33 protein-coding genes are annotated in these 23,603 nt (G+C 66.8%); 18 read left to right on the forward strand and 15 right to left on the reverse strand.

Features of this window, described 5'->3' with window-relative positions; genetic code table 11:
• Positions 1–41 precede the first annotated feature (41 nt).
• On the forward strand, positions 42–524 hold the full coding sequence (locus tag KBY57_RS01620; RefSeq protein ID WP_254994260.1) for a nucleoside deaminase: 483 nt from the start codon (positions 42–44) through the stop codon (positions 522–524).
• Here KBY57_RS01620 and KBY57_RS01625 read toward each other — a convergent pair.
• Both KBY57_RS01625 and KBY57_RS01630 read right to left on the reverse strand, forming a co-directional pair.
• A complete protein-coding gene (locus KBY57_RS01625; protein WP_254994132.1) occupies positions 457–1,650 on the reverse strand; it encodes a pyridoxal-phosphate-dependent aminotransferase family protein in 1,194 nt (397 codons plus the stop codon). The two genes, KBY57_RS01620 and KBY57_RS01625, sit on opposite strands and share 68 nt — an antisense overlap.
• 44 nt (positions 1,651–1,694) lie before the next feature.
• Complete coding sequence (locus KBY57_RS01630; protein WP_254994261.1) at positions 1,695–2,213, reverse strand: allophycocyanin subunit beta; 519 nt, start codon at positions 2,211–2,213, stop codon at positions 1,695–1,697.
• 208 nt (positions 2,214–2,421) lie between these two features.
• On the opposite strand from KBY57_RS01630, the gene glnA reads away from it, so the two are divergent.
• Together glnA and KBY57_RS01640 are read left to right on the forward strand one after the other, a co-directional pair.
• Positions 2,422–3,840 (forward strand): type I glutamate--ammonia ligase, encoded by a 1,419-nt coding sequence (gene glnA, locus KBY57_RS01635; protein WP_254994133.1) that lies wholly within the window; start codon positions 2,422–2,424, stop codon positions 3,838–3,840.
• 284 nt (positions 3,841–4,124) lie between these two features.
• The gene (locus tag KBY57_RS01640) at positions 4,125–5,183 is read left to right on the forward strand and encodes a class I SAM-dependent methyltransferase (RefSeq protein ID WP_254994134.1); all 1,059 of its coding nucleotides are present in this window, start codon (positions 4,125–4,127) and stop codon (positions 5,181–5,183) included.
• Here KBY57_RS01640 and KBY57_RS01645 read toward each other — a convergent pair.
• Positions 5,180–5,497, reverse strand: a complete 318-nt coding sequence (locus tag KBY57_RS01645) for a hypothetical protein (protein WP_254994135.1) — start codon at positions 5,495–5,497, stop codon at positions 5,180–5,182. The genes KBY57_RS01640 and KBY57_RS01645 overlap by 4 nt on opposite strands.
• On the opposite strand from KBY57_RS01645, the gene KBY57_RS01650 reads away from it, so the two are divergent.
• Positions 5,496–5,837 (forward strand): DUF6439 family protein, encoded by a 342-nt coding sequence (locus tag KBY57_RS01650; RefSeq protein WP_254994136.1) that lies wholly within the window; start codon positions 5,496–5,498, stop codon positions 5,835–5,837. The two genes, KBY57_RS01645 and KBY57_RS01650, sit on opposite strands and share 2 nt — an antisense overlap.
• Here KBY57_RS01650 and KBY57_RS01655 read toward each other — a convergent pair.
• Positions 5,776–6,213, reverse strand: a complete 438-nt coding sequence (locus KBY57_RS01655; RefSeq protein ID WP_094559570.1) for an ATP-binding protein — start codon at positions 6,211–6,213, stop codon at positions 5,776–5,778. The two genes, KBY57_RS01650 and KBY57_RS01655, sit on opposite strands and share 62 nt — an antisense overlap.
• Before the next feature lie 55 nt (positions 6,214–6,268).
• Positions 6,269–6,997 (reverse strand): GUN4 domain-containing protein, encoded by a 729-nt coding sequence (locus KBY57_RS01660; RefSeq protein WP_254994137.1) that lies wholly within the window; start codon positions 6,995–6,997, stop codon positions 6,269–6,271.
• A gap of 67 nt (positions 6,998–7,064) precedes the next feature.
• Between KBY57_RS01660 and mnmH the strand changes: the two genes are divergently transcribed.
• The 4 genes from mnmH to KBY57_RS01680 are packed head-to-tail and all read left to right on the forward strand — an operon-like array spanning position 7,065 to position 10,636.
• The gene (gene mnmH, locus KBY57_RS01665) at positions 7,065–8,132 is read left to right on the forward strand and encodes a tRNA 2-selenouridine(34) synthase MnmH (RefSeq protein ID WP_254994138.1); all 1,068 of its coding nucleotides are present in this window, start codon (positions 7,065–7,067) and stop codon (positions 8,130–8,132) included.
• Between the two features lie 24 nt (positions 8,133–8,156).
• A complete protein-coding gene (gene psb28 / locus KBY57_RS01670) occupies positions 8,157–8,528 on the forward strand; it encodes a photosystem II reaction center protein Psb28 (RefSeq protein ID WP_254994139.1) in 372 nt (123 codons plus the stop codon).
• Between the two features lie 4 nt (positions 8,529–8,532).
• Positions 8,533–9,618 carry an AI-2E family transporter gene (locus KBY57_RS01675; RefSeq protein ID WP_254994140.1) on the forward strand — a complete coding sequence of 362 codons (1,086 nt, stop codon included), beginning with the start codon at positions 8,533–8,535 and terminating at the stop codon, positions 9,616–9,618.
• Positions 9,619–9,622: 4 nt separating this feature from the next.
• Positions 9,623–10,636 (forward strand): AI-2E family transporter, encoded by a 1,014-nt coding sequence (locus KBY57_RS01680; RefSeq protein ID WP_254994141.1) that lies wholly within the window; start codon positions 9,623–9,625, stop codon positions 10,634–10,636.
• Here KBY57_RS01680 and KBY57_RS01685 read toward each other — a convergent pair.
• From KBY57_RS01685 to rsmA, 7 genes are all read right to left on the reverse strand, one after another.
• The gene (locus tag KBY57_RS01685; protein WP_254994142.1) at positions 10,629–10,808 is read right to left on the reverse strand and encodes a hypothetical protein; all 180 of its coding nucleotides are present in this window, start codon (positions 10,806–10,808) and stop codon (positions 10,629–10,631) included. The two genes, KBY57_RS01680 and KBY57_RS01685, sit on opposite strands and share 8 nt — an antisense overlap.
• Positions 10,809–10,836: 28 nt before the next feature.
• The gene (secF, locus tag KBY57_RS01690) at positions 10,837–11,817 is read right to left on the reverse strand and encodes a protein translocase subunit SecF (protein WP_254994262.1); all 981 of its coding nucleotides are present in this window, start codon (positions 11,815–11,817) and stop codon (positions 10,837–10,839) included.
• 7 nt (positions 11,818–11,824) lie between these two features.
• Positions 11,825–13,291 (reverse strand): protein translocase subunit SecD, encoded by a 1,467-nt coding sequence (gene secD, locus KBY57_RS01695; RefSeq protein ID WP_254994143.1) that lies wholly within the window; start codon positions 13,289–13,291, stop codon positions 11,825–11,827.
• Position 13,292: 1 nt separating this feature from the next.
• The gene (locus KBY57_RS01700; protein ID WP_254994144.1) at positions 13,293–14,276 is read right to left on the reverse strand and encodes a pyruvate dehydrogenase complex E1 component subunit beta; all 984 of its coding nucleotides are present in this window, start codon (positions 14,274–14,276) and stop codon (positions 13,293–13,295) included.
• A 192-nt stretch (positions 14,277–14,468) separates the two neighbouring features.
• On the reverse strand, positions 14,469–14,801 hold the full coding sequence (locus KBY57_RS01705; RefSeq protein ID WP_254994145.1) for a DUF3082 domain-containing protein: 333 nt from the start codon (positions 14,799–14,801) through the stop codon (positions 14,469–14,471).
• On the reverse strand, positions 14,798–15,733 hold the full coding sequence (gene ispE / locus KBY57_RS01710; RefSeq protein WP_254994146.1) for a 4-(cytidine 5'-diphospho)-2-C-methyl-D-erythritol kinase: 936 nt from the start codon (positions 15,731–15,733) through the stop codon (positions 14,798–14,800). The genes KBY57_RS01705 and ispE overlap by 4 nt, the downstream gene beginning before the upstream one ends.
• A complete protein-coding gene (gene rsmA / locus KBY57_RS01715; protein WP_254994147.1) occupies positions 15,726–16,565 on the reverse strand; it encodes a 16S rRNA (adenine(1518)-N(6)/adenine(1519)-N(6))-dimethyltransferase RsmA in 840 nt (279 codons plus the stop codon). The genes ispE and rsmA overlap by 8 nt, the downstream gene beginning before the upstream one ends.
• Positions 16,566–16,589: 24 nt before the next feature.
• On the opposite strand from rsmA, the gene KBY57_RS01720 reads away from it, so the two are divergent.
• Entirely contained in the window at positions 16,590–16,931 is a 342-nt protein-coding gene (locus KBY57_RS01720; RefSeq protein WP_254994148.1) for a hypothetical protein, read from the forward strand.
• Between the two features lie 19 nt (positions 16,932–16,950).
• On the opposite strand, the gene KBY57_RS01725 is transcribed toward KBY57_RS01720, so the two are convergent.
• On the reverse strand, positions 16,951–17,316 hold the full coding sequence (locus KBY57_RS01725; RefSeq protein WP_254994149.1) for a YraN family protein: 366 nt from the start codon (positions 17,314–17,316) through the stop codon (positions 16,951–16,953).
• 94 nt (positions 17,317–17,410) lie between these two features.
• Between KBY57_RS01725 and KBY57_RS01730 the strand changes: the two genes are divergently transcribed.
• The 9 genes from KBY57_RS01730 (at position 17,411) to KBY57_RS01770 (ending at position 22,846) form a co-directional block, all read left to right on the forward strand.
• Entirely contained in the window at positions 17,411–17,926 is a 516-nt protein-coding gene (locus KBY57_RS01730) for a pentapeptide repeat-containing protein (RefSeq protein ID WP_254994150.1), read from the forward strand.
• A 10-nt stretch (positions 17,927–17,936) separates the two neighbouring features.
• Positions 17,937–18,362: a hypothetical protein gene (locus KBY57_RS01735; RefSeq protein ID WP_254994151.1), complete on the forward strand. Its 426-nt coding sequence runs from the start codon at positions 17,937–17,939 to the stop codon at positions 18,360–18,362.
• A 102-nt stretch (positions 18,363–18,464) separates the two neighbouring features.
• Positions 18,465–19,124: a TMEM165/GDT1 family protein gene (locus KBY57_RS01740; protein ID WP_254994152.1), complete on the forward strand. Its 660-nt coding sequence runs from the start codon at positions 18,465–18,467 to the stop codon at positions 19,122–19,124.
• Positions 19,125–19,195: 71 nt separating this feature from the next.
• Entirely contained in the window at positions 19,196–20,197 is a 1,002-nt protein-coding gene (gene gap, locus KBY57_RS01745) for a type I glyceraldehyde-3-phosphate dehydrogenase (RefSeq protein WP_254994153.1), read from the forward strand.
• Between the two features lie 43 nt (positions 20,198–20,240).
• Positions 20,241–20,429 carry a hypothetical protein gene (locus tag KBY57_RS01750; RefSeq protein WP_254994154.1) on the forward strand — a complete coding sequence of 63 codons (189 nt, stop codon included), beginning with the start codon at positions 20,241–20,243 and terminating at the stop codon, positions 20,427–20,429.
• A 48-nt stretch (positions 20,430–20,477) separates the two neighbouring features.
• Positions 20,478–20,855 carry a hypothetical protein gene (locus KBY57_RS01755; RefSeq protein ID WP_254994155.1) on the forward strand — a complete coding sequence of 126 codons (378 nt, stop codon included), beginning with the start codon at positions 20,478–20,480 and terminating at the stop codon, positions 20,853–20,855.
• Entirely contained in the window at positions 20,852–21,082 is a 231-nt protein-coding gene (locus KBY57_RS01760) for a hypothetical protein (RefSeq protein WP_094559550.1), read from the forward strand. Before KBY57_RS01755 ends, KBY57_RS01760 begins: the two co-directional genes overlap by 4 nt.
• Positions 21,083–21,202: 120 nt before the next feature.
• A complete protein-coding gene (locus tag KBY57_RS01765) occupies positions 21,203–21,532 on the forward strand; it encodes a LexA family protein (RefSeq protein ID WP_254994263.1) in 330 nt (109 codons plus the stop codon).
• 6 nt (positions 21,533–21,538) lie between these two features.
• Positions 21,539–22,846, forward strand: a complete 1,308-nt coding sequence (locus tag KBY57_RS01770) for a Y-family DNA polymerase (protein WP_254994156.1) — start codon at positions 21,539–21,541, stop codon at positions 22,844–22,846.
• 20 nt (positions 22,847–22,866) lie between these two features.
• Here the strand turns inward: KBY57_RS01770 and KBY57_RS01775 are convergent, their stop codons facing one another.
• Together KBY57_RS01775 and KBY57_RS01780 are read right to left on the reverse strand one after the other, a co-directional pair.
• Positions 22,867–23,118 (reverse strand): hypothetical protein, encoded by a 252-nt coding sequence (locus tag KBY57_RS01775; RefSeq protein WP_254994157.1) that lies wholly within the window; start codon positions 23,116–23,118, stop codon positions 22,867–22,869.
• A gap of 80 nt (positions 23,119–23,198) precedes the next feature.
• Positions 23,199–23,537 (reverse strand): hypothetical protein, encoded by a 339-nt coding sequence (locus KBY57_RS01780; protein WP_254994158.1) that lies wholly within the window; start codon positions 23,535–23,537, stop codon positions 23,199–23,201.
• Between the last annotated feature and the right edge of the window lie 66 nt (positions 23,538–23,603).

Below are 23,603 nucleotides of genomic sequence, written 5' to 3' on the forward strand. Positions count from 1 at the left end.
CCCTGCCGCAGCACGCGCCGTTGTGGACCCATGAGCAATGGATGCAGCGCCTGCTGCGCCACAGCCAGCGGGTGGGAGCCAGCGGGGAGATTCCGGTGGCGGCGGTGGTGCTGGATGAGGCGGGGCGCTGCATTGGCTGGGGCAGCAACCGACGCGAGGCCCACGCCGATCCACTCGGCCATGCCGAGCTGGTGGCCCTGGGGCAGGCGGCACGCCTGCGGGGCGACTGGCGCTTCAACGGCTGCACCCTGCTGGTCAGCCTGGAGCCCTGCCCGATGTGCGCCGGTGCCCTGGTGCAGGCCCGCATGGGCACCGTGGTGTTTGGAGCACTGGATCCAAAGCGTGGCGCCCTTGGCAGTTGCCACAACCTTGCCACCGCCGTCAGCGCCCATCACCACATGCGGGTGATCGGCGGAGTGTTGGGGGAACCGGCTGGACTTCAGCTGGCCGCGTGGTTCAGACAGCGACGGCAGCAGGGGCTCCGGCGGGACGGAAGGCCGGCAGCTCGGTTTCGAACAGATTGAGCAGCCGATCGACATTTTCAGGCTGGCTGTTGTAGCCCATCAGACCAATGCGCCACACCTTGCCCGCCAGGGCGCCGAGACCGCCGCCCACTTCGATGCCGTGCTGGTTGAGCAGGTGGAGGGTGAAGGCCTTGCCGTCCACACCCTCCGGAATGCGCACGGTGGTGAGGGTGGGCAGGCGCAGGTGCTCGGGGGCATGGAGCTCAAGGCCGAGACGCTCCAGGCCAGCCCAGAGACGTTCGGCATTGCTGCGGTGGCGGGCCCAGGCTGCGTCCAGCCCCTCCTCGGCCAGCAGACGCAGGGCCTCGCGCATGCCGAAGTTCATGTTCACCGGAGCGGTGTGGTGATACACCCGGTCGCTGCCCCAATACTGGTTGAGCAGGGTGACATCGAGGTACCAGTTGGGCACCTTGCCCTGGCGCGCCATCATCTTGGCTTCGGCCCGGGGCCCCATGGTGAAGGGACCGAGACCGGGAGGGCAGCTCAAGCCCTTCTGGCTGCAGCTGTAGGCCAGATCCACCTTCCAGGCATCGAGGTAAAGGGGGACGGCCCCAAGCGAGGTGACCGTGTCGAGCAAAAGCAGGCAGTCGTGCTGACGGCAGAGATCGCCGATGCCCTCCATGGGCTGGCAGATGCCGGTGGAGGTTTCGGCATGGACGATCGCCAGGATCTTGGGCCGGTGAGTGGCCACAGCCTCCTCCAGCTCGGCCAGGCTGAAGGCTTCGCCCCAGGGCTTCTCCAGCGTTACGACATTGGCCCGGTAGCGGCCGGCCATGTCGGCGAGACGCAGACCGAAATACCCCTTGACCGCCACCAGCACGGTGTCGCCGGGCTCAATCGTGTTGGCCAGGGTGGCTTCCATCGCGGCACTGCCGGTGCCGCTCATGGGAATGGTGAGGCGGTTGTCGGTTTGCCAGGCGTAACGCAGCAGCTCCTGCACCTCACCCATCAGCTCCACGTAAAGCGGATCGAGGTGGCCGATCGGGGTGCGGGCCAGGGCCTGGAGCACCGTGGGGTGGGCATTGGACGGCCCCGGACCAAGCAGCAGGCGGTTTGGGGTGGCGATGGGACCCAGCGTGCGGCGGTGGGCGGAATTGACGGGGGGCAGCACGGGGAGGGAAACCAAGACCGGATGAACAGATAGCTCGAGCCTAAGCAGCAACGAACGGCCTAGCGAGCCCGCACGTTGGTGGCGCCGAGCCCACGACAGAGATGCTCGAAGGGAACCCGCACCACGTTGGTGGCGGTTACGCCTGCGTCCAGCAACATCTCGCACACCACATCCGCCATCAGGGCGATGCTGCGCACGGTGGGGCCGGTGGGGACGCCCAGGCTCTTGTAGGTGTCGTCCAGGCCGTTGAGCACCCGCTCGTTGAGAATCGAAGCGTCGTCGGCGATCAGGGCGTAGCTGGCGTAACGCAGGAAGTAGTCCATGTCGCGCAGGCAGGCCGAAAGCCGCCGCGTGGTGTAGGCATTGCCGCCCGGGAGGATCAACTCGGGATCTGCCAGCCAGAGGCGCTGGGCCGCTTCCCGCACGATCGCCGCCGCTTCCCGGTTGATCAGTTCCACGGCCGCGAGACGCACCTCCGACTCGGAGTAGTAGGCCGAGATCCGGTCAATCGCGTCCCGGTCCAAGTAGCGGCCGAGCTGGTCGTAACGGCCAATCAGACCAGTGATGGCATCGCGCATGGCGGGATCGAATCGACGCACCTGCATCGGAAGGTAGCACTCACATTCGGCCAAATCCCAGGCCAGGGGCGCGTTCTGGGGAAGTTGACAGAAACGGTTACGCAAGCGCTGCCCGCCATTTGGTTACAAGCGATACACAGCGGCACCGGGGCGATCCGTACGGTCCCGCCACGCCGCGATCAGGGCGGCACCCATTCTTTTGTTCGTCATGGCCAAAACAGCCCAAGAGGTCCTGCGTCAGATCAAAGACGAGGGCATCGAGCTGATCGACCTCAAATTTGTCGACCTGCACGGCAAATGGCAGCACCTGACGGTCTGCAACGACCTGATCGATGAAGCCGCCTTCAGCGAAGGTGTGGCCTTCGACGGCTCCTCGATCCGCGGCTGGAAAGCGATCAATGAATCGGACATGGCGATGGTGCCGGATCCGAACACCGCCTGGATCGATCCCTTTTACAGCCACAAAACCCTCAGCCTGATCTGCTCGATCCAGGAGCCCCGCAGCGGCCAGCCCTATGCCCGCTGCCCCCGCGCCCTGGCCCAGAAGGCGCTCAATTACCTCGGCTCTACCGGCATCGCCGACACCGCCTACTTCGGTCCGGAGCCTGAGTTCTTCGTCTTCGACGATGTGCGCTACACCTCCGGTAGTGGCAGCAGCTTCTACAGCGTCGATTCGATCGAAGCCCCCTGGAACACCGCCCGGCACGAGGAAGGCGGCAACCTGGCCTACAAGATCCAGCTGAAGGAGGGCTACTTCCCGGTGTCGCCCAACGACACCCTTCAGGACATGCGCTCCGAGATGTTGCTCACCATGGGCAGCCTGGGTGTGCCGATCGAGAAGCAGCACCACGAGGTGGCCACGGCCCAGCACGAACTGGGGATCAAGTTTGCCGAGCTGATCAGCGCGGCCGACAACGTGATGATCTACAAGTACGTGGTGCGCAACGTTGCCAAGAAGTACGGCAAGACGGCCACCTTCATGCCCAAGCCGGTGTTTGCCGACAACGGCAGCGGCATGCACGTGCACCAGAGCCTCTGGAAGGGTGGCAACCCGCTGTTCTTCGGCGAAGGCACCTACGCCAACCTGTCGCAAACCGCCCGCTGGTACATCGGCGGCCTGCTCAAGCACGCCCCCAGCTTCCTGGCCTTCACCAACCCCACCACCAACAGCTACAAGCGTCTGGTGCCGGGCTTCGAGGCTCCGGTCAACCTGGTGTATTCCCAGGGCAACCGCTCCGCGGCTGTGCGCATCCCCCTCACCGGCCCCAGCCCCAAGGCCAAGCGCCTGGAGTTCCGCTCTGGCGATGCCCTCTCCAACCCCTACCTGGGCTTTGCCGCCATGCTGATGGCCGGCATCGACGGCATCAAAAACCAGATCGATCCGGGCGATGGCACCGACGTCGATCTGTTTGAACTCTCGGCGGAGGAGCTGGCCAAGATCTCCACGGTGCCCGCCTCCCTCAACGGCGCCCTCGAGGCCCTCGACGCCGACAAGGACTACCTGCTGGCCGGCGGGGTCTTCACCGAAGACTTCATCAACAACTGGATCGCCCTCAAATACGAGGAGGTGCAGCAGTTGCGCCAGCGGCCCCACCCCCACGAATTCGTGATGTATTACGACGCCTGATCGAGGCTCTGTCGCATTGCGCTCAATCCCTGAGCCCTGGCCAAAGGCCGGGGCTTTTTTGATGGTCGAAACGCACCTGCCGACTCCGAAGACTGATCAGCTCAGATCGATCACCGCTCAGCTCAGTCTCCAGGCGTGGAATTCGAGGACTTCCTGGATCGCTGCGTGCCATGGGGGCTGTGTCTCGAGGCGTTGCTTGGAAACACCAGGGGGGGGTCACAGGTCTTCGCTGCTCGCGCTCGCCGGGGCAATCGGCTGGAATGGCAGCACGCGATTGCCCAGCCATGCCCGATCAGCTCACCAAGCTGGCCTACCAAACCATGCAGCAGGGCAAGGCTTTGCTGGGCTTGACCCACAAGGAGGTGAGCACCCGGCTGATGGGGTTGTTGGCCCCGGATGGCACCCCGAAAACCGTACCGGTGCCGCCGGAATTGATGGGCCGGCTCAAGCAGTCGATGGACTCCCTGCACGAGCGTGATTGGCAGGAGGCGGAGCAGGGTCTGTATCCAGCGTCGTTGCTGTTCGATGCCCCTTGGCTCGACTGGGCCAGCCGCTACCCGCTGGTGTGGCTGGACATGCCCAGCACCTGGACCCGCCGCAGCGAGCGCAACGTGCGCGATCTACCCCAGGATGTGGATCCGGACGCCTACCCCGACTACTACCTCCAGAACTTTCACCACCAGACCGACGGCTACCTGAGCGACCACTCCGCAACCCTCTACGACCTGCAGGTGGAGATCCTGTTCAACGGCACCGCCGATCCGATGCGGCGGCGGGTGTTGGCGCCACTGCTGCGGGGCATCAAAGCCTTTGCCGACCGGCCAGCGGGCCAGCTGCGGGTGCTCGACGTGGCCACCGGCACCGGCCGCACCCTGCGCCAGATCCGGGCCGCCCTGCCCCAGGCCCAGCTGGTTGGCCTGGATCTCTCCACGGCCTACCTGCGCCAGGCGAACAAATGGCTGAGCCAGTTGCCCGGCGAGCTACCCCAGCTGGTGCAGGGCAATGGCGAAAGCATGCCCTTTGCGGAGGGCACGTTCCAGGGCCTCACCTGCGTTTTCCTGTTTCACGAGCTGCCTGGAGATGCCCGTCAGGGGGTGATCGATGAGGCCTATCGCGTGCTCGAGCCCGGCGGAGTTCTGGTGCTGGCCGACTCGGTGCAGCTGGCCGATTCCCCCCAATTCAGCGCCGCGATGGAAAACTTCCGGCGCGTGTTCCACGAGCCCTACTACCGCGACTACATCAGCGATGACATCGACGGCCGCATGCGGCAGGCAGGATTTGAAGCCGTCGCCGCCGAATCCCACTTCATGACGCGGATCTGGACAGCGCGTAAACCGCGTTAACGCTTCAGCAACCAGGCCAGCAGCAATCCGGCGGTCGCCCAGCGCAGCCCACGCCAGAACAACACCTCCACCCGGTGCGGGGGGGCCAAAGACTCCGGCAGCGGATCCAGCAGGCGCTGGGTCAGGGCAAGACGCTGGCGCTGGCGCCGCTGGGTTACCCCGGAGCTGTGGCGCGTCAGCGAGGCCTGGGTGAACAAGCCGTCCAAGAGGTGCAGCAGCCGGATCGGCTGGCGTACCAGATGGTGGCCCAGGGGTCGACTCGGCATGGCCAGCTCACAGCAACGCAGCAGTGGCATCAGGATGGGGCCTGCCATGAACAAACGTCCAGTGCCCACCTCGCCGCCCAAGCCATCCCGGTGCTGGCCTGAGGGAGCCCTGGATCAGGCCGTGGCCCTCCAGCGCCAACTGGCCATTGGCGATCGCGATTGGCACGCCCTCAAGGCCCAGCGGCCCCGACGGGGAGCCGAGCAGCTGGCCGCTGCCCTGGTGCTCCTGCTGGGCGGGGATGATCCCGGCGCCCCCCAGGCCAGTGCCGCCCGCCTGCAGGCCATCGAACTGGTGGAACACGGCCTGGGCTGGTTGCGGGGGGAGCTCAGCGACCCCGGTTGCCCCAGCCACCGACCGGCGACAGCACCGCAGCCCGCTGGCGACTGACGGCCAGTTGCAGCCGGTTACCGCGGCTGCTCCAGCGCACGTCGTCAAAGCAGTTGTGGATCAAGAACAGGCCCCGTCCGCCGGTGGCGTCGAGCTGCTCCGGCAGGGACGTGGTGCGGGCATCCGGCGGCAGCCCCGGCCCTTCATCCTGCACCTGCCACACCAGCCAGCGCGGGGTTTCAATCCGCCGCACCCGCAGGCACTTGGCCGGATCGCAACCATTGCCGTGGCGTACCGCGTTGACCAGCGCCTCCTGGAGGCCGAGCTGCACCTGACTCTGAAGCTGCAGGCAGCGGATCGGCTCAATCAGCAGCTCCAGCAGCGGAGCGAGCTGCAGGGTGGAAGGCGTGATGAAATCTGACCAGCGCAGCGCCATCCGGCTGGGATCCGCAGGAGCCGATTCGACCCTACGCCGCAGCCGGCACCCTGGCTCAGGCGTTGATGCGCTGTTGCAGAGCGGGATGGCTGAGCAGGGCATCCATCAACCGCACCCCCCGCAACTGGTTCACCAGGGGCATGTGCCCCTCGGGCGCATCGATGGACCACTGGAAGGAGCCCGGGTAGCGGGTCCACAGGCCCCCCTCCTTCCAGGCCAACTTGGGCCAAAGGAGCTCCCAGCGGTCGTTGCAGCTGCGCAGCAGTCGCCCTTGCACCGAAAACCCGAAGCGCCCGCGCGAAAAGCACACCCAGAGGCGATCCAGGCTGTCGAGATCGGCCGACGGCATCGGCGGCACCTCGCTGTAATACACATAACCGCGGCGCACCGCATTCGGCCCGGCCAGCTCCCGCAGCAGGGCGCTGGTGATCCGATCGGCCTGCTCAAACTGTTGGGCCATCAGGGCCTGTTGCAGCGGCGCGTAGTCGAGTCCTCGCGCCGACACCGTGGCCAGCCAGCCCTCGGGATACCGGGCCAGGAACGCGTCCCGCAGGCCGTCGCTCTCGTCGAGCAACAACTGAATCAGGAAACCGGCGGCCCAGTCGTCGCCGGTGACATCGAGGGCCGCTAGGTGGTCGGCGATCAGCGGCCGCAAGGCCTGCCGCTGCTCCTGCAGGGCGGCCAGCAGGGCACGCCGCTGTCGGGGATTGCCGCTCTGGAAGCGCTCAAGCAGAGACGCGGGGCTGGCGCTAGTGGTGGCGGTGACCGGAGGACCGGAAAGCATGGAAGGGGTCGGGGCCTGAAGCGGAGCCAGCGTGGGCCCACTATGTCAGCAGAGATCCACAACAGCGATGCCGGGCGCCAGCCCCCCTCTCAGCGTGGCCGCTTTCCTGGCAGCAGGCGGGCCCATCGTCGATGTGCGCAGTCCCCAGGAATTTGCCCAGGGCCACATCCCTGGCGCCCACAACCTGCCCCTGTTCAGCGATGACGAAAGGGCTCAGGTGGGCACCTGCTACAAGCACGAAGGTCGCCCTGCAGCGATCCAGCTTGGGCTGGAGCTGGTGGGGCCCAAGTTGGCAGCGCTGGGGCAGGAGCTGCGTCGGCTGGGTCTGCACAACACACCCCTGCGGCTGCACTGCTGGCGGGGCGGCATGCGCTCCGGCAGCGTTGCCTGGCTGGCCAGCACCCTGGAGCTGCCGGTGCTGCTGCTTGAGGGTGGCTACAAGGCCTACCGCCGCTGGGTGCTGGACACCTTCGAACGGCCCTGGCCGCTGCTGGTACTGGGCGGACGCACCGGCACCGGCAAGACCGATCTGCTGCTGGCCCTGCGGCGTCAGGGAGCAGCCGTGGTTGATCTGGAGGGGCTTGCCAACCACCGAGGCAGCAGTTTTGGCGGCTTGGGGCTGCCGGCCCAACCCAGCAGTGAGCACTACGAAAATCGTCTTGCGGCCAGCCTGCAGGGTCTCGAGGGCCAGGCGCCGATCTGGGTCGAGGCAGAAAGCGCCCAGGTAGGCCGCTGCCGGATCCCCACCGGCCTATGGCGCCAGATGGGGGAGGCGCCCGCGATTGAAATCAAGCGCCCACTGAAGGAGCGGGTTGACCAGCTCGTGGCGGTGTATGGAAACCAGGGGCAGGAGGCCCTGCGCCAGGCCACCGAACGGATCGCCCGACGGCTGGGCCCCCAGCGCACCGCCACGGCCCTGGAAGCGATCGACCGCTGCGACTGGGCCGGCGCCTGCGTGCAGATGCTGGATTACTACGACCGCTGCTACGACCACGAGCTGAGCCGCCGGGACAGCCCAGTGCTGACCAGCGTCGACCTGGCGGGAATCGCTGCCGATGCCGCCGCCAGCCGGCTGCTGCAGGAGGCAGCGAACCGCAGTGTTGCAACTGCGGTCCACTCTGAGGCTGGCTCCTAGGATTGATTTTTGTCCCCGCTTGCCATGGGCGCCGCCATTCAGTTCTTCCGCGGGGTGGATGAGCCGGTCGTGCCCGATATCCGCTTGACCCGCTCCCGCGATGGCCGCACCGGCCAGGCCCTGTTCGTGTTCGAAGAACCCGACGCCCTCGCCCCCGAGAGCATGGGCGACATCACCGGCATGTTCCTGGTGGATGAGGAGGGCGAGCTGGTGACCCGTGAGGTGAAGGCCCGGTTTGTCAATGGCAAGGCCAGCGCCCTCGAGTGCACCTACACCTGGAAGAGCACCGAAGACTTCGACCGCTTCATGCGCTTTGCCCAGCGTTACGCCGACAGTCACGATCTCGGCTTCTCCAACAACCAGGGCGAAGATCAGGCGGAGCAGGACGAGGCCTGATCCTTTGAAATTCGGCCAATGGCTGGGGCTGTTGGCGCTGGTGGCAGCCCTGGTGCTGCTCTGGAACCTGCGCCAGAGCCTGATGCATCTGTTTGCCGCCGTGGTCTTGGCCATGGCGCTCTGCACCCTCGTGGGTGCCATCCAGACCCGCCTGCGCTGCTCCCGTCCAGTTGCCCTGTTGCTCAGCCTGGGCACGGTGACCCTGGTGCTGGCGGTGGTGGCCACGGCGGTAATTCCCCCGTTCGTCGACCAGTTCAGCCAGCTGTTGAGCAAGTTGCCGGCGGCCGCCGAAACCCTCCTGGAGCTGCTGCGTGATGGCCTGGCTCGGGCGAGCAAGATGCTCTACGGCACCCGAGAAGGCGGATTGTCCTGGCTGCGGAATGGCTTAATCGGCGGAGGCGGCGCATCCAGCGGCTTGTCGTCTGGCCTGGGCGGCAGCCTGGGGTCCGGCGCCCTGCGACTGGTGGGGCTGGCTGGTGGTCTTGGCACCGGCTTGCTGCAAACCCTGTTTGTGTTTGCCGTGGCCCTGATGGTGGCAGTGCAACCCGTTGCCTATCGCGAGGTGGCCGTGTTGCTGGTGCCCTCGTTTTACCGGCGCCGTTTCCGCCAGGTGCTGGTGCAATGCGGCGAGGCCCTGAGTGCCTGGATGGTTGGAGTGCTGATCAGCTCCCTGTGTGTGGGCACCCTGGCGGCCATCGGCCTGAGCCTGCTGGGTGTGAAGTTGGTGGCCGCCAATGCGCTACTGGCGGGGCTGCTCAACATCATTCCCAACGTGGGGCCAACCCTCAGCACCATCTTTCCGATGTCGGTGGCCCTGCTGGATGCCCCGTGGAAAGCTGCAGCGGTGCTGGTGCTCTATGTCGCCGTGCAAAATCTCGAGAGCTACCTCATCACCCCATCGGTGATGCACCTCCAACTGCGGCTGCTGCCTGGTCTCACCCTCACGGCCCAGCTGCTGTTCACGGTGGTGTTCGGCCCCCTGGGCCTGCTGCTCGCCTTGCCCCTGGCGGTGTGCCTGCAGGTGATCGTGCGCGAGCTGCTGATCCACGACATCCTGGATCCATGGAAACGCCACCGGCTGGCACCTTGACCCCATGAACGGCCGCACGGTGCTGGGGGCTCTGGCCCTGATCGTGTTGGGGTTGCTCAGCTGGGAACTGCGCTGGGTGCTGCTCGTGCTGTTTGGCGCGGTGGTGCTGGCCGTGGCCCTCGATGTGCCCATCACACTTCTGCGGCGCCTGCTGCCGCTGAACCGGCCCACCGCCCTGGTGATGGTGCTGGTGGCCCTGGTGCTGGTGGGTGGGCTGCTTGGCCAACTGCTGCTGCCGGAACTGCTGCAGCAGATCAGCCAACTCTCGGAGCTCTTGCCGGCCCTGGCCAAACGGTTGGCCGATCTGGCCCGCCAGGTGCGGTGGCTGCCCGGTCTGGAGCGTCAGCTGATGGGCCTGGGCACCTGGGATCGCCTGCAACCCCTTGGAAGCCAGCTGCTGGGATTTGCCGGTGGTGCTGCCAACACAACGATCCAACTGGTGTTGATGGCGCTGCTGGCCATCCTGCTGGCGCTGGATCCGCGCAGCCACCAGAAGGTGGTGGTGGCGCTGACGCCGAGCTTCTGGCGAGCCCAGATGGGCCACCTGCTGGGCGAATCCCGCCAGGCCCTGGGGGGCTGGCTGGCTGGCATGACCCTCTCCGCCATGAGCGTGTTTCTGCTCACCTGGGCGGGCCTGGCGCTGCTGGGGGTGCCCCTGGCTCTGCTGAGCGCCCTGATCTGCGGCCTGCTCACCTTCGTTCCCACCATCGGCCCCACCGCCGCCACCCTGCTGCCCCTGGCCCTGGCCCTGCTGGTTTCTCCGGCAAAGATGGTTCAGGTGCTGGTGCTGCGGCTGGTGCTTCAAAACGCCGAGGCCTTTCTGCTGACACCGGTGCTGCTGCGTCGCACGGTGAATCTGCTGCCCACCGTGGCCCTCACCGCCCAGCTGTGCCTAGGGGCCCTGCTCGGATTACCCGGGGTGTTGCTGGCCCTGCCCCTGGTGGTGGTGCTGCAGGTGCTTTGCGAGGAAGTGGTGGTGAAGGAGGTGATGGATCGCTGGACCCAGTTTTCTATTTAGGCCGACCGCGGTAGCGCTGCAGGAGCGAGGGCAGGAGCAGCAACACCGCCACCGCCAGCGGATGGCTGCGGATCGCCGCCCCCAACCCTGCCAAGGTGAAGTGTTCCAGGAGCAACTGCAACTCAACCCGCAGATCCAACAGGGCCAGCAGGCCCAGCGATACGGGGACCATCGCCCAGCCAACCCTCCGCAGGGAACGGTCAGCGACGGAACAGTACCGGCAGCAGGGTGGGTGCCACCCCGATGCTGGACCAGGCGCCTACGAGGATGCCGAAACTCAGGGCAATCGCGAACCAGTACAGGGTGCTGCCGCCAAAGAAGATCAAGGCGATCAGGGGCAGCAGGGTGGTAAGGGAGGTGTAGACGGAGCGGGTGAGTGTGCTGATCACGGCTTCATCGGCCTGATCCGCCAAGGGGAGGTCCTTGAGCTGGTTCCGCTTCTCACGGATCCGATCAAAGATCACCACCGTGTCATTCACGGAATAGCCGGCAATGGTTAGCAGGGCCACGGCGAACAGACTGTTCACCTCCACCCCGGCCAGCAGACCGAGCCAGGCAAACAGACCGCAGGTGATCAGCACGTCGTGGGCCAGGCACAACAACGCCAGGGCCGCATAGATGCGGTCGTAACGAAAGCTGATGTAGAGAGAAATGCCAACAAAACTCACCAGCAGCGACACCAAACTGGCCTTGAGCAACTGGGAGCCCAGCGTGGGGCCGATCGTGTCGATGGACAAACCACCTGGCACCGTTTCGCCCACCTGATCCTGGAGCGCCTGCAACACCACCTGGGCCTGATCTGGACTGAGGCTGGGGGTGCGCGCCACCAGGGAGCGGCCGCCATCCAGCAGCTGCACCGAAGCCCCTGCCAATGCAGGGGCTGGATTGGCGCCATCGGCGGGCAGCTTCAGGGCAGCGAGCGAGCGCTGCAGGGCGGAAACCGTCAGTGGGGGGCAAGTGGACTCACAGATCCGCTCGAGTTGGATCTGGGTGCCTCCGGTGAAATCCAGACCCGGACGCAGTGGGGCCCGGATCGACGGAGAGCTCCAGCTGAGGGCCATCCCAAGGATGCTCAACACCACAGCCCCAAGCGACAGCAGCCAGAGACGGCGGCGATGACGGTTAACGCGGAAGGCGAACATCGGCCGGCTGGTGGAGGAAGGGGCAGGGATGGGGGGCATGGTCAACTCAAGCCACTCGCTCAGAGCGCTGGGCCAGCGGAATGAAGTAATCGATCCGGCGCAGGGCTGGATAACTCATCAGCACCCGTAACAACGTGCGGGTGCAGGTGAGAGCACTGAACAGGCTCAGCAGCACACCGATGCCAAGGGTGACCGCAAAGCCTTTGACAAAACCGGTGCCCAGAGCGAAGAGGGCGATACAGCTGATCAGGGTGGTGACCTGTCCATCAAGGATGGATGAAAAGGCGAGGGAAAAGCCCGTGTCGATCGAGCGAATGAGGGTGTTGCCAGCGCGCAACTCCTCCTTGACCCGCTCGAAAATCAACACATTGGCGTCAACCGCCATGCCCAGCGACAGGATGAAACCGGCAATGCCTGGCAGGGTCAGGGTGACGGGGATCAGGGCATAGGCGGCCAGATTGAACAGGCCATACAGAGAAAGGGAGATCACCGCCACGATGCCGGCGAGGCGGTACACCACCACCATGAACACGGCCACCAGCAGCAGGCCGGTGAGGGCAGCCAGCAGGCTGGTGCGGATGTTTTCGGCGCCGAGCGAGGGGCCGATCGTGCGCACCTCCAGAATTTTCACCGGCAGGGGCAAAGAGCCGCCGCGCAGCTGCACCTCCAGATCACGGGCTTCTTCAGCGCTGAAATTGCCGGTGATGCTGGCGGAGCCACCGGTGATGCCGGCCGCCTTGAACTCAGGGCCCACGCTGGCTTCGCTGATCGAGCGCCCGTCGAGCACGATCCCCAGCAGGCGCCCTGTGCCGGCAATCGACTGGGTGAGCTGGGCAAACTTGTCGCCCCCCTCCTTGTTGAAACTGAGGGTCACATCCCAGCCGGGTCCACTCTGTTGCTGTTGCCGGCCAGCAGTCACGAGATCCTTGCCACTGAGGCTGGCCGGCTCAAAGAGCGCCACGATGTCAGCGTTGATGCGCTGGAGATCGGCCTGCACCTGCTCGCGGTCGGTTTGCTTGGGGTCTGCCTGCTGGGGATCGCTGGTTGACGGAGCACTGTCCTGGCTGGGCTGGCCCAGGCGCGCCAGCAGGGCCGTGGCCTGACGCTTGAGGGTGAGCAGCTCCTGCATGCGCTGCTCCGTTCCCGGTTTCTGGGCCCGAAACTCCAGCAGGGCCGTGGTGCCGAGCACGGTGGCCGCCCGGGTGGGGTCCTGTTCGCCGGGCAGCTGCAACACCAACTGGTCGTCGCCGACGGTTTGGAGCGTCGACTCAGCCACGCCCAACCCATTGATGCGGCGATCGAGCACGTCTTTAACGGCGTCGAGCTGCTCTTTGTGGACGGTGGTGATGGCTCCGGCAGGCTGCACCTGCAGGGTCAGCTGGCTGCCACCGCGGAGATCCAGGCCGAGCCGCTGCCCCAGCGGGGTGGAGGGGCTGTTCCAGCTGAACAGCAGGGCTCCGGCCGCGATGGCCAGGGCAAGGATCAGGGCAAACCACCCCTGTTGGCGGGCCATCTCAGATCTGGCCCGCGAGCAGTTGCTGGGCCGCGGCGACGATTTGGTGGGGCTGGATGATCGTCAGGTTTTCCAGGGCGCCGTTGTAGGGCGTGGGGATGTCCTGGGAAGAGAGACGAATCGGCCGGGCATCGAGCTCGTCAAAGCAATGCTCGGTGATCAGGGCAATGAGCTCAGCGCCGATGCCGCCGGTCTTCATGCACTCCTCCACCACGATCACTTTGTGGGTTTTGCGGATCGAGCGGGTGATGGTGTCCATGTCGAAGGGTTTGAGGCTGATCAGATCAATCAGCTCCACGCTCACCCCATCCTTCTCCAGCTGCTCCACAGCCTTAAGGCAGTGGTGACGCATGCGGGAATAGGTGAGGATCGTGACATCACTGCCCTCGCGCACGACTTCCGCCTGATCCAGGGCGCAGATGTAGTCGCCCTCGGGAATGTCTTCCGAAAGGTTGTAAAGCAGCACATGCTCAAAAAAGAGCACGGGGTTGTTGTCGCGGATCGCCGCCTTCATCAACCCCTTGGCATTGGTGGGGGTGCTCACCGCCACGATCTTGATGCCGGGCACCGCGTGGAAATAGGCCTCAAGGCGCTGGCTGTGCTCCGCCCCCAGCTGCCGGCCAACACCACCGGGGCCACGCACCACGGTGGGAATCGTGTAGTTGCCGCCGCTGGTGTAACGCAGCATCCCCATGTTGTTGGAGATCTGGTTGAAGGCCAACAGCAGGAAGCCCATATTCATGCCCTCCACGATCGGGCGCAGACCCGTCATGGCAGCACCCACGGCCATGCCGGTGAAGGCGTTCTCGGCGATCGGGGTGTCCAGCACCCGCAGTTCGCCGTACTTCTCGTAGAGGTCCTTGGTCACCTTGTAAGAACCGCCGTACTGGCCGACGTCCTCGCCCATCACGCAGACGTGGGGATCGCGGGCCATCTCTTCATCGATGGCCTCGCGGAGGGCGTTGAAGAGAAGCGTCTCTGCCACGGCGGGAAGGCGATTCCGGCACTGGACCGGTGGTGCCGCCAACTTATCTCAGCCGCTAGCGGCGCCAGTGGCCTCAGCCCCCGGCAGCGAACGTGGAGAGCAGCAGCACCGACAGCAGCATGCCGGGCAGCAAAAGCGTCACCAACAGACCAAGGTCGTGGGGGGTCATAGGACGGCGCCAATGGTTGGAGGTTAGGGAGTTTTACCCGACTCCACAGGGGCTGATCCGGAACCGGACACCAGGCTGCGCACGAACACCAGGGCCAACCCCACGGCAATGAAGGCAAAGCTGAAGGTGGCCAGGAAGGCCATGCCCACAATCAGGGTCTTGAGGGCGGTGGCAATGCTCTGGGCAATGGCAGAGCTGTAACTGGGCGGGTGCAGGGCGTAGTAGGTCACCATCCGGCGGCTCAGGCCGAGGGCTAACCAGGCCAGCAGCCCGGCGGTGAGAGAACCGGACAGGAAGCTCAGGGGGCCCTTGCGGGGAGCCGCATCAGGCTCGGTCGGGGGATTGGGGTCGCTCACGCCTCCAGGCTGACACCTCGATTGCTGAAGCCACAACACCAGGCCTCAAAGCCCGCCTGCTCGAGCTGGGTCGCCAGGCCGGCGTGGGCCGCCTGCGCCTCGGCGAGGCCGGCGAAAAGAGCAAACAGGCTCGGGCCTGATCCGCTCATGGCCACCGCCAGCGGGCCTTCGGCCTGGCGCAGCAGAGCCAGGCCCTGCCGCACACTCTCCACCTCGGGTTCCACCACGGCCTGCAGGTCATTGCGCAGCGCAGGCAGGGCAGCGCCCTGGTGCAGGGCCTGCAGCAGCGGCCCCTGGCGCAACACCTGACGACGTTGCTCAAAGTCGTGCTCGCTCTGGAGGTAAAAATCGCCCCGCATCGCCTTGCAGCGGCCGTAGGCCCAGGGGGTGCTGACACTGACCTCAGGGTGCTTGATCAACAGCACCGCCAAACCCAGGGGCTCCGCCTGCTCCACCGGCTCCAGCCGCTCGCCACGGCCGAAGCACAGCTGGGTGCCGCCATCGAGGCAGAACGGCATGTCGGATCCGAGCTCGGCGGCCATCGTCTGCAGGGTCTCGGCATCAAAGCCCAACCCCCACAGGGCATTGAGGCCCACCAGGGCCGCCGCCCCGTTGCTGGAGCCACCGGCCAACCCGGCGCCGATGGGAATGCGTTTCTCGAGCACAATCTCGGCCCCCAGCTCGGAAAAGCCCGAACGGGCCCGCAACAGCTCGCCGGCCCGCACGATCAGGTTGCTGCCATCGGTGGGCAGGTCTGCTCGGTCGCAGCGCAGGCCGATCCGGGCATCGGCGGTGGGCCGCAGCCGCAGGGTGTCCGCCAGCTCAATCGACTGCATCACCATCGCCAGCTCGTGGAAGCCGTCGGGTCGCAGGCCCAGCACCTCCAGGTGCAGGTTGATTTTGGCGGGGGCCCGCACGCACAGGTCAGCCATGGGCGGGAGGGGGCGCAGTGACGGTGGTGGCCTGATTCAAGCCGCCCGCCAACGCCACCCAGGCCGACGGGGCGATCTCCTGGGGCCGCTGCTGCAGGTCGATGCCCGCCGCTGCCACCAGTTCAGCCAGCTGGGCTTCCGGCAGCAGGCCGGCCAGGGTGTTGCGCAGCATCTTGCGCCGGGCGGCAAAGCAACGCTTTAGCAGCATCTCCACGGTGCGGGCCAGCCGCGGCTCCAGCTGCTGGGCAGCGGGCAACGGCTCCAGCAGGATCACCTCGGAGTGCACCTGCGGCGGCGGCTGAAAACAGCGCGGGGGCACGGCACAGACGCTGCGGCAGTGGGCCATCAGCTGCATCCGCACACTCAACGCCGAGTAGGCGCTGGACCCAGGCTGGCAGCGGATGCGCTCCCCCACCTCCCGCTGCACCAACAGCACCAGGCGCTCGTAGGGGCGGGCAACGGGGCGATCGAGGCGGCCCACCAGGCGCTCCAAAAGGGGCCCGGTGATGTTGTACGGGATGTTGGCCACGACCTTGTTGGCTGCCGGCAGCTCAACCGCCAGTACATCGCCTGGGGTGAGGCTGAACCGCGGCTCGCCGCCAAAGCGCTCCTGCAGGCCGTGCACCAGATCGCGATCGAGCTCCACCGCTGCCACCACCCCCGCCGGCGAGGCCAGCAGCCGCTCGGTGAGTGCTCCCCGACCCGGACCCACCTCCAGCACCCGATCGGCGGGCTCGAGCTCTGCGGCCGCCACGATGCGGCCGAGCACCCCCTGATCCACCAACCAGTGCTGGCCGAAACGCTTGCGGGCGCGGTGGGCAGCAAAACTCATGGATAACGCTGCAGTTGCTCCACATTGCCTGTCTCCCCTCTCCGCCTCGCCCAGCGGCCCACGCCCGCGCTGGCCCGTCTGCTCCTGACCGGATCGCTGCTCGCCGGATCGCTGCTGGCCGGCACTGCAGGGCTGTCCCCCGCCGCCCACGCCGGCAGCGCCACCGCCTCCTCGATCTGGAACAAAACCAATGCCCTCGCACGGGCGCGGCAGCAGCTGCCTCCGGGGGCTGTCGTCACCGGCGAACACTGCCAGGAGGTGGAGGTGGGGATCGGCAACATCCGCTATCTCTGCACAGTGGAGTTCAGCCCCGCTCCACCCGTCAGCACACCCAGCTCCACTCCGACACCCACACCGACACCCTGACCTGATTCGCCGTGGCCGCTTAGCCGTCTGGGCGAATCCAGCGCACCGGGCCGGCCGCCGGGGCGAGGGGCACCAGGGCATACACCATCTCCACGGGGCACTCGGCCCAGGTTGGCTGGCTCTCGAGCCAGCAATGCCAGGCCCGCTCCAACCGCTGGCGCTTGCCGCGCCGCAGGGAGCCGACCCCCCAACCATCGGGGCCAGGCCGGCGCCGGCCCTTCACCTCCACCAGCAGCAGTCGCCCCCGCTTCTCCAGCACCAGGTCGAGCTCGCCCCAGCGGCAGACCCACTGCCGGGCCAGCAGCCGCCAGCCCCGCTGCTGCAACAGCCGCAGGGCGCGCTGCTCGGCCCAGTCGCCCTGGCGGCGTGCGGCGGTGCGTGGCATGGCCCTCCCCGATCTGGCCTCAGGGTTCCCACAAGGGGGGCGAGCAACCCGGCGGAATGGCCCTCCTTAGGCTGGGATGAGCTGAAGGGTTGCCATGCATCCGCCGATTTCCCCCAAGCGTGGCCCACACCGCCTGGCTGGCTGGGTGCTGGCGCTGCTGCTGACCCTCGGCACCGCCTGGCTGGCCCCCGCCCCCGCCATGGCCGCCATGGATGTGGCCAAGCAGGTGCTGATCGGCGCTGATTTCCACGACCAGGATCTGCGCGGCGCCACGTTCAACCTCACCAACCTGCGGGACGCCACCTTCGCCGGCTCCGATCTGCAGGGAGCCAGCCTGTTCGGCGCCAAGCTCCAGGACGCCGATCTGAGCAACACCAACCTGCGCGAAGCCACCTTGGATTCGGCGATCTTCGATGGCACCAACCTCACCAATGCAGTGCTGGAAGATGCCTTTGCCTTCAACACCAAATTCACCAACGTGGTCATTGAGGGGGCCGACTTCACCAACGTGCCGCTGCGGGGCGATGCCCTCAAAACCCTCTGCGGCGTGGCCAGCGGCACCAACCCCGTCACCGGCCGCGACACCCGTTCCTCCCTGGGCTGCAGCTGACCCCCAAACCATGAGTTTCGACGCCCGCAGCCGCGAACGCCTCGAGGCCCTCGGCCGCAGCCTGCCCAAACCTCTGCCCACGCCGACGCCGCCCCAGCAGGGCACGCCCAAGGCCACAGACAAACGCCATCGCGTCGAAGTCGAGGAGAACCCGGAGGCCCTGTTTCGCGAACTGATGCAGGTCAGCCCGGATGGCACGGTGCCGCCCCACCTGATGGAGCGGTTGCGGGAGCTGGAAGCCCGCCGGCAGGACCCTCCACCGGCCGCGGGGCGCTCCAACCCCACCACCACCCCCGCCGCCGCTCCCGCCACGGGTCGCAACAGGCCCACCGGAGCCAACACCGTGGGCCGGGCAGATCCCCGCACGGCCGCTAACCACGGCGACCTTTACACCGCATTCCAGCAACTGCTGCTGGAGGACGACGAGGACGCCTGAGCTGGCTGCTGCAGACCCGGGCCGGTGCCTGCTGGCCATGGATTTACCACTGGCGTAGCCGCTTTCACGCCGTTTTTCCCACCGCTGGGGTAGGGGTAGAGGATGAGCATCACTCTTTCGAGCGACCCCAGCCTGGCCGCCTTCGGCTCCAGCCTCACCGCCATCACCCTGGCCGAGCTGGGCGACAAAACGTTTTTTATGGCGCTGATCCTGGCGGTGCGCCATCGGGGCCGCTGGGTGTTTCTCGGGGCCTTTGCCGCCCTCACGGCAGTCACCCTGATCTCCCTGGCCCTGGGCTACGGCCTGCGGGAATTGCTGCCACCCACCGTGGTGCCCTGGCTGGCCGCCGCCCTGTTTCTCGGCTTTGGCCTCAAGCTGCTGATCGATGCCCAGGGCATGGCGGCGGATGCGGCCTCGGAGGAAGCTGTGGAAGCCGAGGAGGCGATCAATGCGGCCGAAACCAGCCGGGCAGTCAACACGGCCTGGGCGGTGATCTGGGAAGCCTTCGTGCTGGTGTTTGTCGCCGAGCTGGGTGACCGCACCCAATTCACCACGATCTTCATGGCCACGGCACCAGCCCAGGTGTTCAGCTTCACCGGCCTACTCGCCGGCACGCTGCTGGGTCACGCTCTGGTCACCTGGCTGGCGGTGGGGGCGGGCAAATGGATCGGCCAGCGCGTCAACGAGCGGCTCCTGTACCGGCTCAGTGGTGGCCTCTTCCTGGTGTTCGGTCTGGCGGCTCTCCAGCAGGCCCTGGGCTGACAGCAAGGAGCCTGATCAGTGCCCCTAAGGTGGCTTCGAGCCTTTCTATTCAGGGTTTCAGGAGCGCCGCGATGACCATCCGCATCGGCATTAACGGGTTTGGCCGCATCGGCCGTCTGGCCCTCCGCCGAGCCGTGAGCATGCCGGACGTGGAGGTGGTGGGCATCAACGACCTGATCGATGTGGAGTATCTGGCCTACATGCTTCGCTACGACTCCACCCATGGCCGCTTCCAGGGCGAGGTGCGCGTGGAGAACGGTCAGCTGGTGGTGAACGGCAAGGCCATCCGCATCACCGCCGAACGCGACCCGAACAATCTCAACTGGGGCGCCGTGGGTGCCGACTACGTGCTGGAGAGCACCGGCTTCTTTCTCACCGACGAAGCGGCCCGCGCCCACATCAATGCCGGCGCCAAGCATGTGGTGATGAGCGCTCCCTCCCAGGACGCCACACCCATGTTTGTGATGGGCGTGAACCACACCAGCTACGCCGGCCAGGACGTCGTGTCCAACGCCAGCTGCACCACCAACTGCCTGGCTCCAGTGGCGAAGGTGCTGCACGACAACTTCGGCATCGTCAACGGGTTGATGACCACCGTGCATGCCGCCACCGCCACCCAGAAAACGGTGGACGGCCCCTCGGTGAAGGACTGGCGCGGCGGCCGCGGTGCCGGCCAGAACATCATCCCCAGCTCCACCGGTGCCGCCAAGGCTGTGGGCCGCGTGATCCCCGAGCTCAACGGCAAGCTCACCGGCATGGCCTTCCGCGTGCCCACCCCCGATGTGTCGGTGGTGGACCTCACCGTGAACCTGGCCACGCCGGCCAGCTACGACGCGATCAAGGCGGCGATGAAGGCCGCCTCGGAAGGCCCCATGGCCGGCATCCTCGGCTACACCGAGGACGAGGTGGTGAGCACCGATTTCCTGGGTGAGAGCTGCACCTCGGTGTTTGATGCCAAGGCCGGCATCGCCCTGAGCGACACCTTCGTGAAGGTGGTGGCCTGGTACGACAACGAGTGGGGCTACAGCTGCAAGTGCATCGACCTGATGCGCCACATGGCCACCATTGGCTGACCCACCATTGGCTGACCCAGCAGTGGCTAACCCAGCAGCAGTGTTGAGCGACACGCTCCATCGCGACGATTGGCAGCGCATCCGCGATGCCCTTCGCTACCAGGCCCGGGAGCTGCATCACCGCTCCTTCGCCGTGCACAGCAGTCGGCGCGATCTGCTCTGGGAAGAGATGGATCGCTGCCTCGCCCTGGCCGACCGGGTGGAGCAGCACTGGCTGCGGTCTGACAGCTGAGGGTGAGACAGGCCGGGCACTGGTGAAGGGACCTTCCCTTCCCTGCCCATGGCCTGCGGCGCCGTGATCTCCCTGCTCGAGTCCCACCGGTCCCGCCAGGGCCACTGGTGGCTTCCCGATGCCGGCTTCCCCCAGCACCTCGCCAGCCTGCTCGGCGCGCCGCTGCGGGCCAGCGGGCTGCCGCCCCGCAACTGGCGGGAGCTTGCTGCCGTGTTTGAGCCGCTGCGGCCCCTGCCCAGCGCGGAGGCTCCGTCCACCGCCGCCACTGCCACCTACCGCTACCTGATCTGTCTCGACCACCGCGGCAATCGGCTGTCCTGCTGGCGCCGCTACCCGGAAGGACTGGGCTGGCAGCGCCGCTGCGGGCCGATGCCCCTGGCGCAGTTCGTCCGCCGCTTCAGCCAGCGCCTAACCTCGCCGGCATGACCGGCAATCTGCAGGCGATCGGCTTTTTGCTCAGCTGGGTGCTGGGCTGGGGCATTGGCGGTTCCCTGATCGATGCCGGGCTGATCCAGGCCGGCGTCTATTCCCTCGAGACGGGCCAGCTCGGCACGCTCACCACTTTCGTGCTGTGGACCCTGCTGTGGGGCGGTGGCGGCCTGTGGCTCTATCGGCGCTTCACCGGCTCCAAGGATGCCGGCCCGCAGGATTAGACCGACGCCGCGCCAGTACACCTGAACTAACGTGATTGGGTTTGCGGCGCGCCGTTGGCACCCCCCGCTCCCCCCACCAGCCTCACTTCCACCAGCCTCACTCCCACAAGCGTCACCGCCATCAGCCTTGAAGACGAGCTGATCCGCTGCCGTGCCAGCACGGTGTTGCTGCGGGTGAGTGGCGAGTCGATGCAGGGTGCCGGCATCGCCCACGGCGACCTGCTGATCGTGGATCGGGGACTGGAGCCCCGACCTGGCCAGATCGTGGTGGCCTGGCTCGCTGGTGGTTTCACCCTCAAACGGCTGGTCTGCCACCGGGGCCGGCTGCGGCTGGAGGCGGCCCATCCGGCCTATCCCCCGCTGGAGCTGGATCCCGGCGCTGAGCCCCACCTCTGGGGGGTGGCCGTGCACGTCATCCGCACCCTGGAGCCCGGCACGGGCCATCGCTGAAGCACCATGACCTGCCGCTCTCAGGCCACCGGCCGGCCGGCGATCGTGCTGATCGACGGCAACAACTTCTACGCCTCCTGCGAAGCGGTGATGGATCCCGCGCTGCTGGGCCGACCGCTGGTGGTGCTGTCCAACAACGACGGCTGCATCGTGTCGCGCAGTGCCGAAGCGCGGGCCCTCGGCATCCGCATGGGCCAGCCCTACTTCCAGGTGCGGCGTGAACTGGAACGCCAGGGTGTGGTGGTGCGCAGCTCCAACTACGCCCTCTACGCCGACATGAGCCAGCGGCTGATGACCACCGTGGAGCCGTGGGTCGAGCAGCTGGAGATCTATTCGATCGATGAGGCCTTCGGCCAGCTGCACCGGCCCGCCGGCCACGGCGACCTGCACGACTGGGGCCGGCGACTGCGCCACCACGTGCTCTGCGAGCTGGGCCTGCCGGTGGCGGTGGGGATCGCCCCCAGCAAGGTGCTGGCCAAGCTCGCCAACCGCCTCGCCAAAACGGCACCCGGAAGCGACGGTGTGTGGGATTTCGGCGGCATCGGTGATCCCGATCCCCACCTCGAAGCGGTCGCGATCGAAGACGTGTGGGGCATCGGCCGCCAGCTCTCCCGCTGGTGTCGCCTGCGCGGCATCAACCATGCCCGGGCCCTGCGGGACATGCCCAGCGGCGAACTGCGGCGCCGCTGCGGTGTGGTGGGCGTGCGCCTGCAGCAGGAGCTGCGCGGCCATGCCTGCCTGCCGCTGGATACCCTGCCGGCCGCCAAGCGGGAAACCTGCGTCAGCCGCAGCTTCAGCCAGCCCATCACCACCCAGGCCGAGCTGCAGGAGGCGATCGCCACCTACCTGAGCCGGGCGGCGGAGAAGCTACGGCGCCAACGGCAACGGGCCGCGGCCATCACGGTGTTTGTGCGCAGCAGCCCCTTCAATGGCACCAGCTTCTACAGCAACAGCGCCACGGTGACCCTGCCCCTGGCCAGCAGCGACACGGCCGTGCTGCTGCAGGCGGCCCTGCCCCTGGTTGAGCAGCTGTTCAAACCCCACAAACCCCTGCAGAAGGCTGGCGTTGTGCTGCAGAACCTGCAGAGCGCGGAGATCCTGCAGCACCACCTGCTGGTGCCGCTGCCCCTGGAGCAGCAGCACCGCCGCTCAGCCCTGATGGCCACCATCGATCGCCTCAACCACCACTACGGCAGCGGCACCGTGCAATGGGCCGCCGCCGGCCTGCAGACGCCCTGGCGGATGCGGCGCTCGCAGCTCTCCGGTGCCGCCACCACCCGGCTGGCCGCCATCCCGGTGGTGCAGGCCCGTTGATGGGTCTGGCAGGGCCGCGCTCAGGCGAGCGGCACAAGGGCTGCTTCGATCATGGCGGCGCTCACCGGGATCGTCTCGAGTTCGTCGGCGTTGTCGAGGTAGGCCTCGAAGGAGGCATAACGCCGGATGCAGGGCTGCACCTCCGCTTCCGCGCAGGCCTCAGCCCAGCTGCCCTCCTCAGGCTGCACAGCGAGATAGGCGGTGAGGGCTTCCTCGAGATCGCCACCATCCCCGATGGCCTCGCCCTGCCAGAACACCTCGAAAAACCCCATGGCCGCAGGTATTGGCAGTGCACAGAGAAATCCAGCGTATCCGGGCACTACAGCGCCATCGGGTGGCGCTGGATCACCGCTCACCACCAGTCACCCCAGAAGGGGCCACCAAAGCCATCCTCGAAGCCGGGTTCAACGGTCCAGGTGGGTGCCGGTCCCCCGGCCTTGGGCGGCTTGGGTGGGCCTGACAGGGTTTCGGCATTGATGCCGGGAATCGGCACCGCCCCACAGGGGCACTGACACAGGCCATCAGGCCCGATCAGCCCCACGCTGGGCTGCTCACAGCTGCAGGGGCAAGCCTGGCTCTGGGCCTGGATCGGGGCCGGGGCCTGCGCCTGGACTGGTTGGGAGCAAGGCAACAGAGCAGCAGCCAGGCCAAGCAGGCCGATCCCTCCGACAACGGCGACGCGGGACGGCATCAGAGACGGGGACATCAGAACAAAGCCGAGAAGATCGGGATGGGTTTGGGGAATTCAGAGGTGTTG

Source organism: Cyanobium sp. Aljojuca 7D2 (genome assembly GCF_024346415.1).
Lineage (GTDB): Bacteria > Cyanobacteriota > Cyanobacteriia > PCC-6307 > Cyanobiaceae > Cyanobium_A.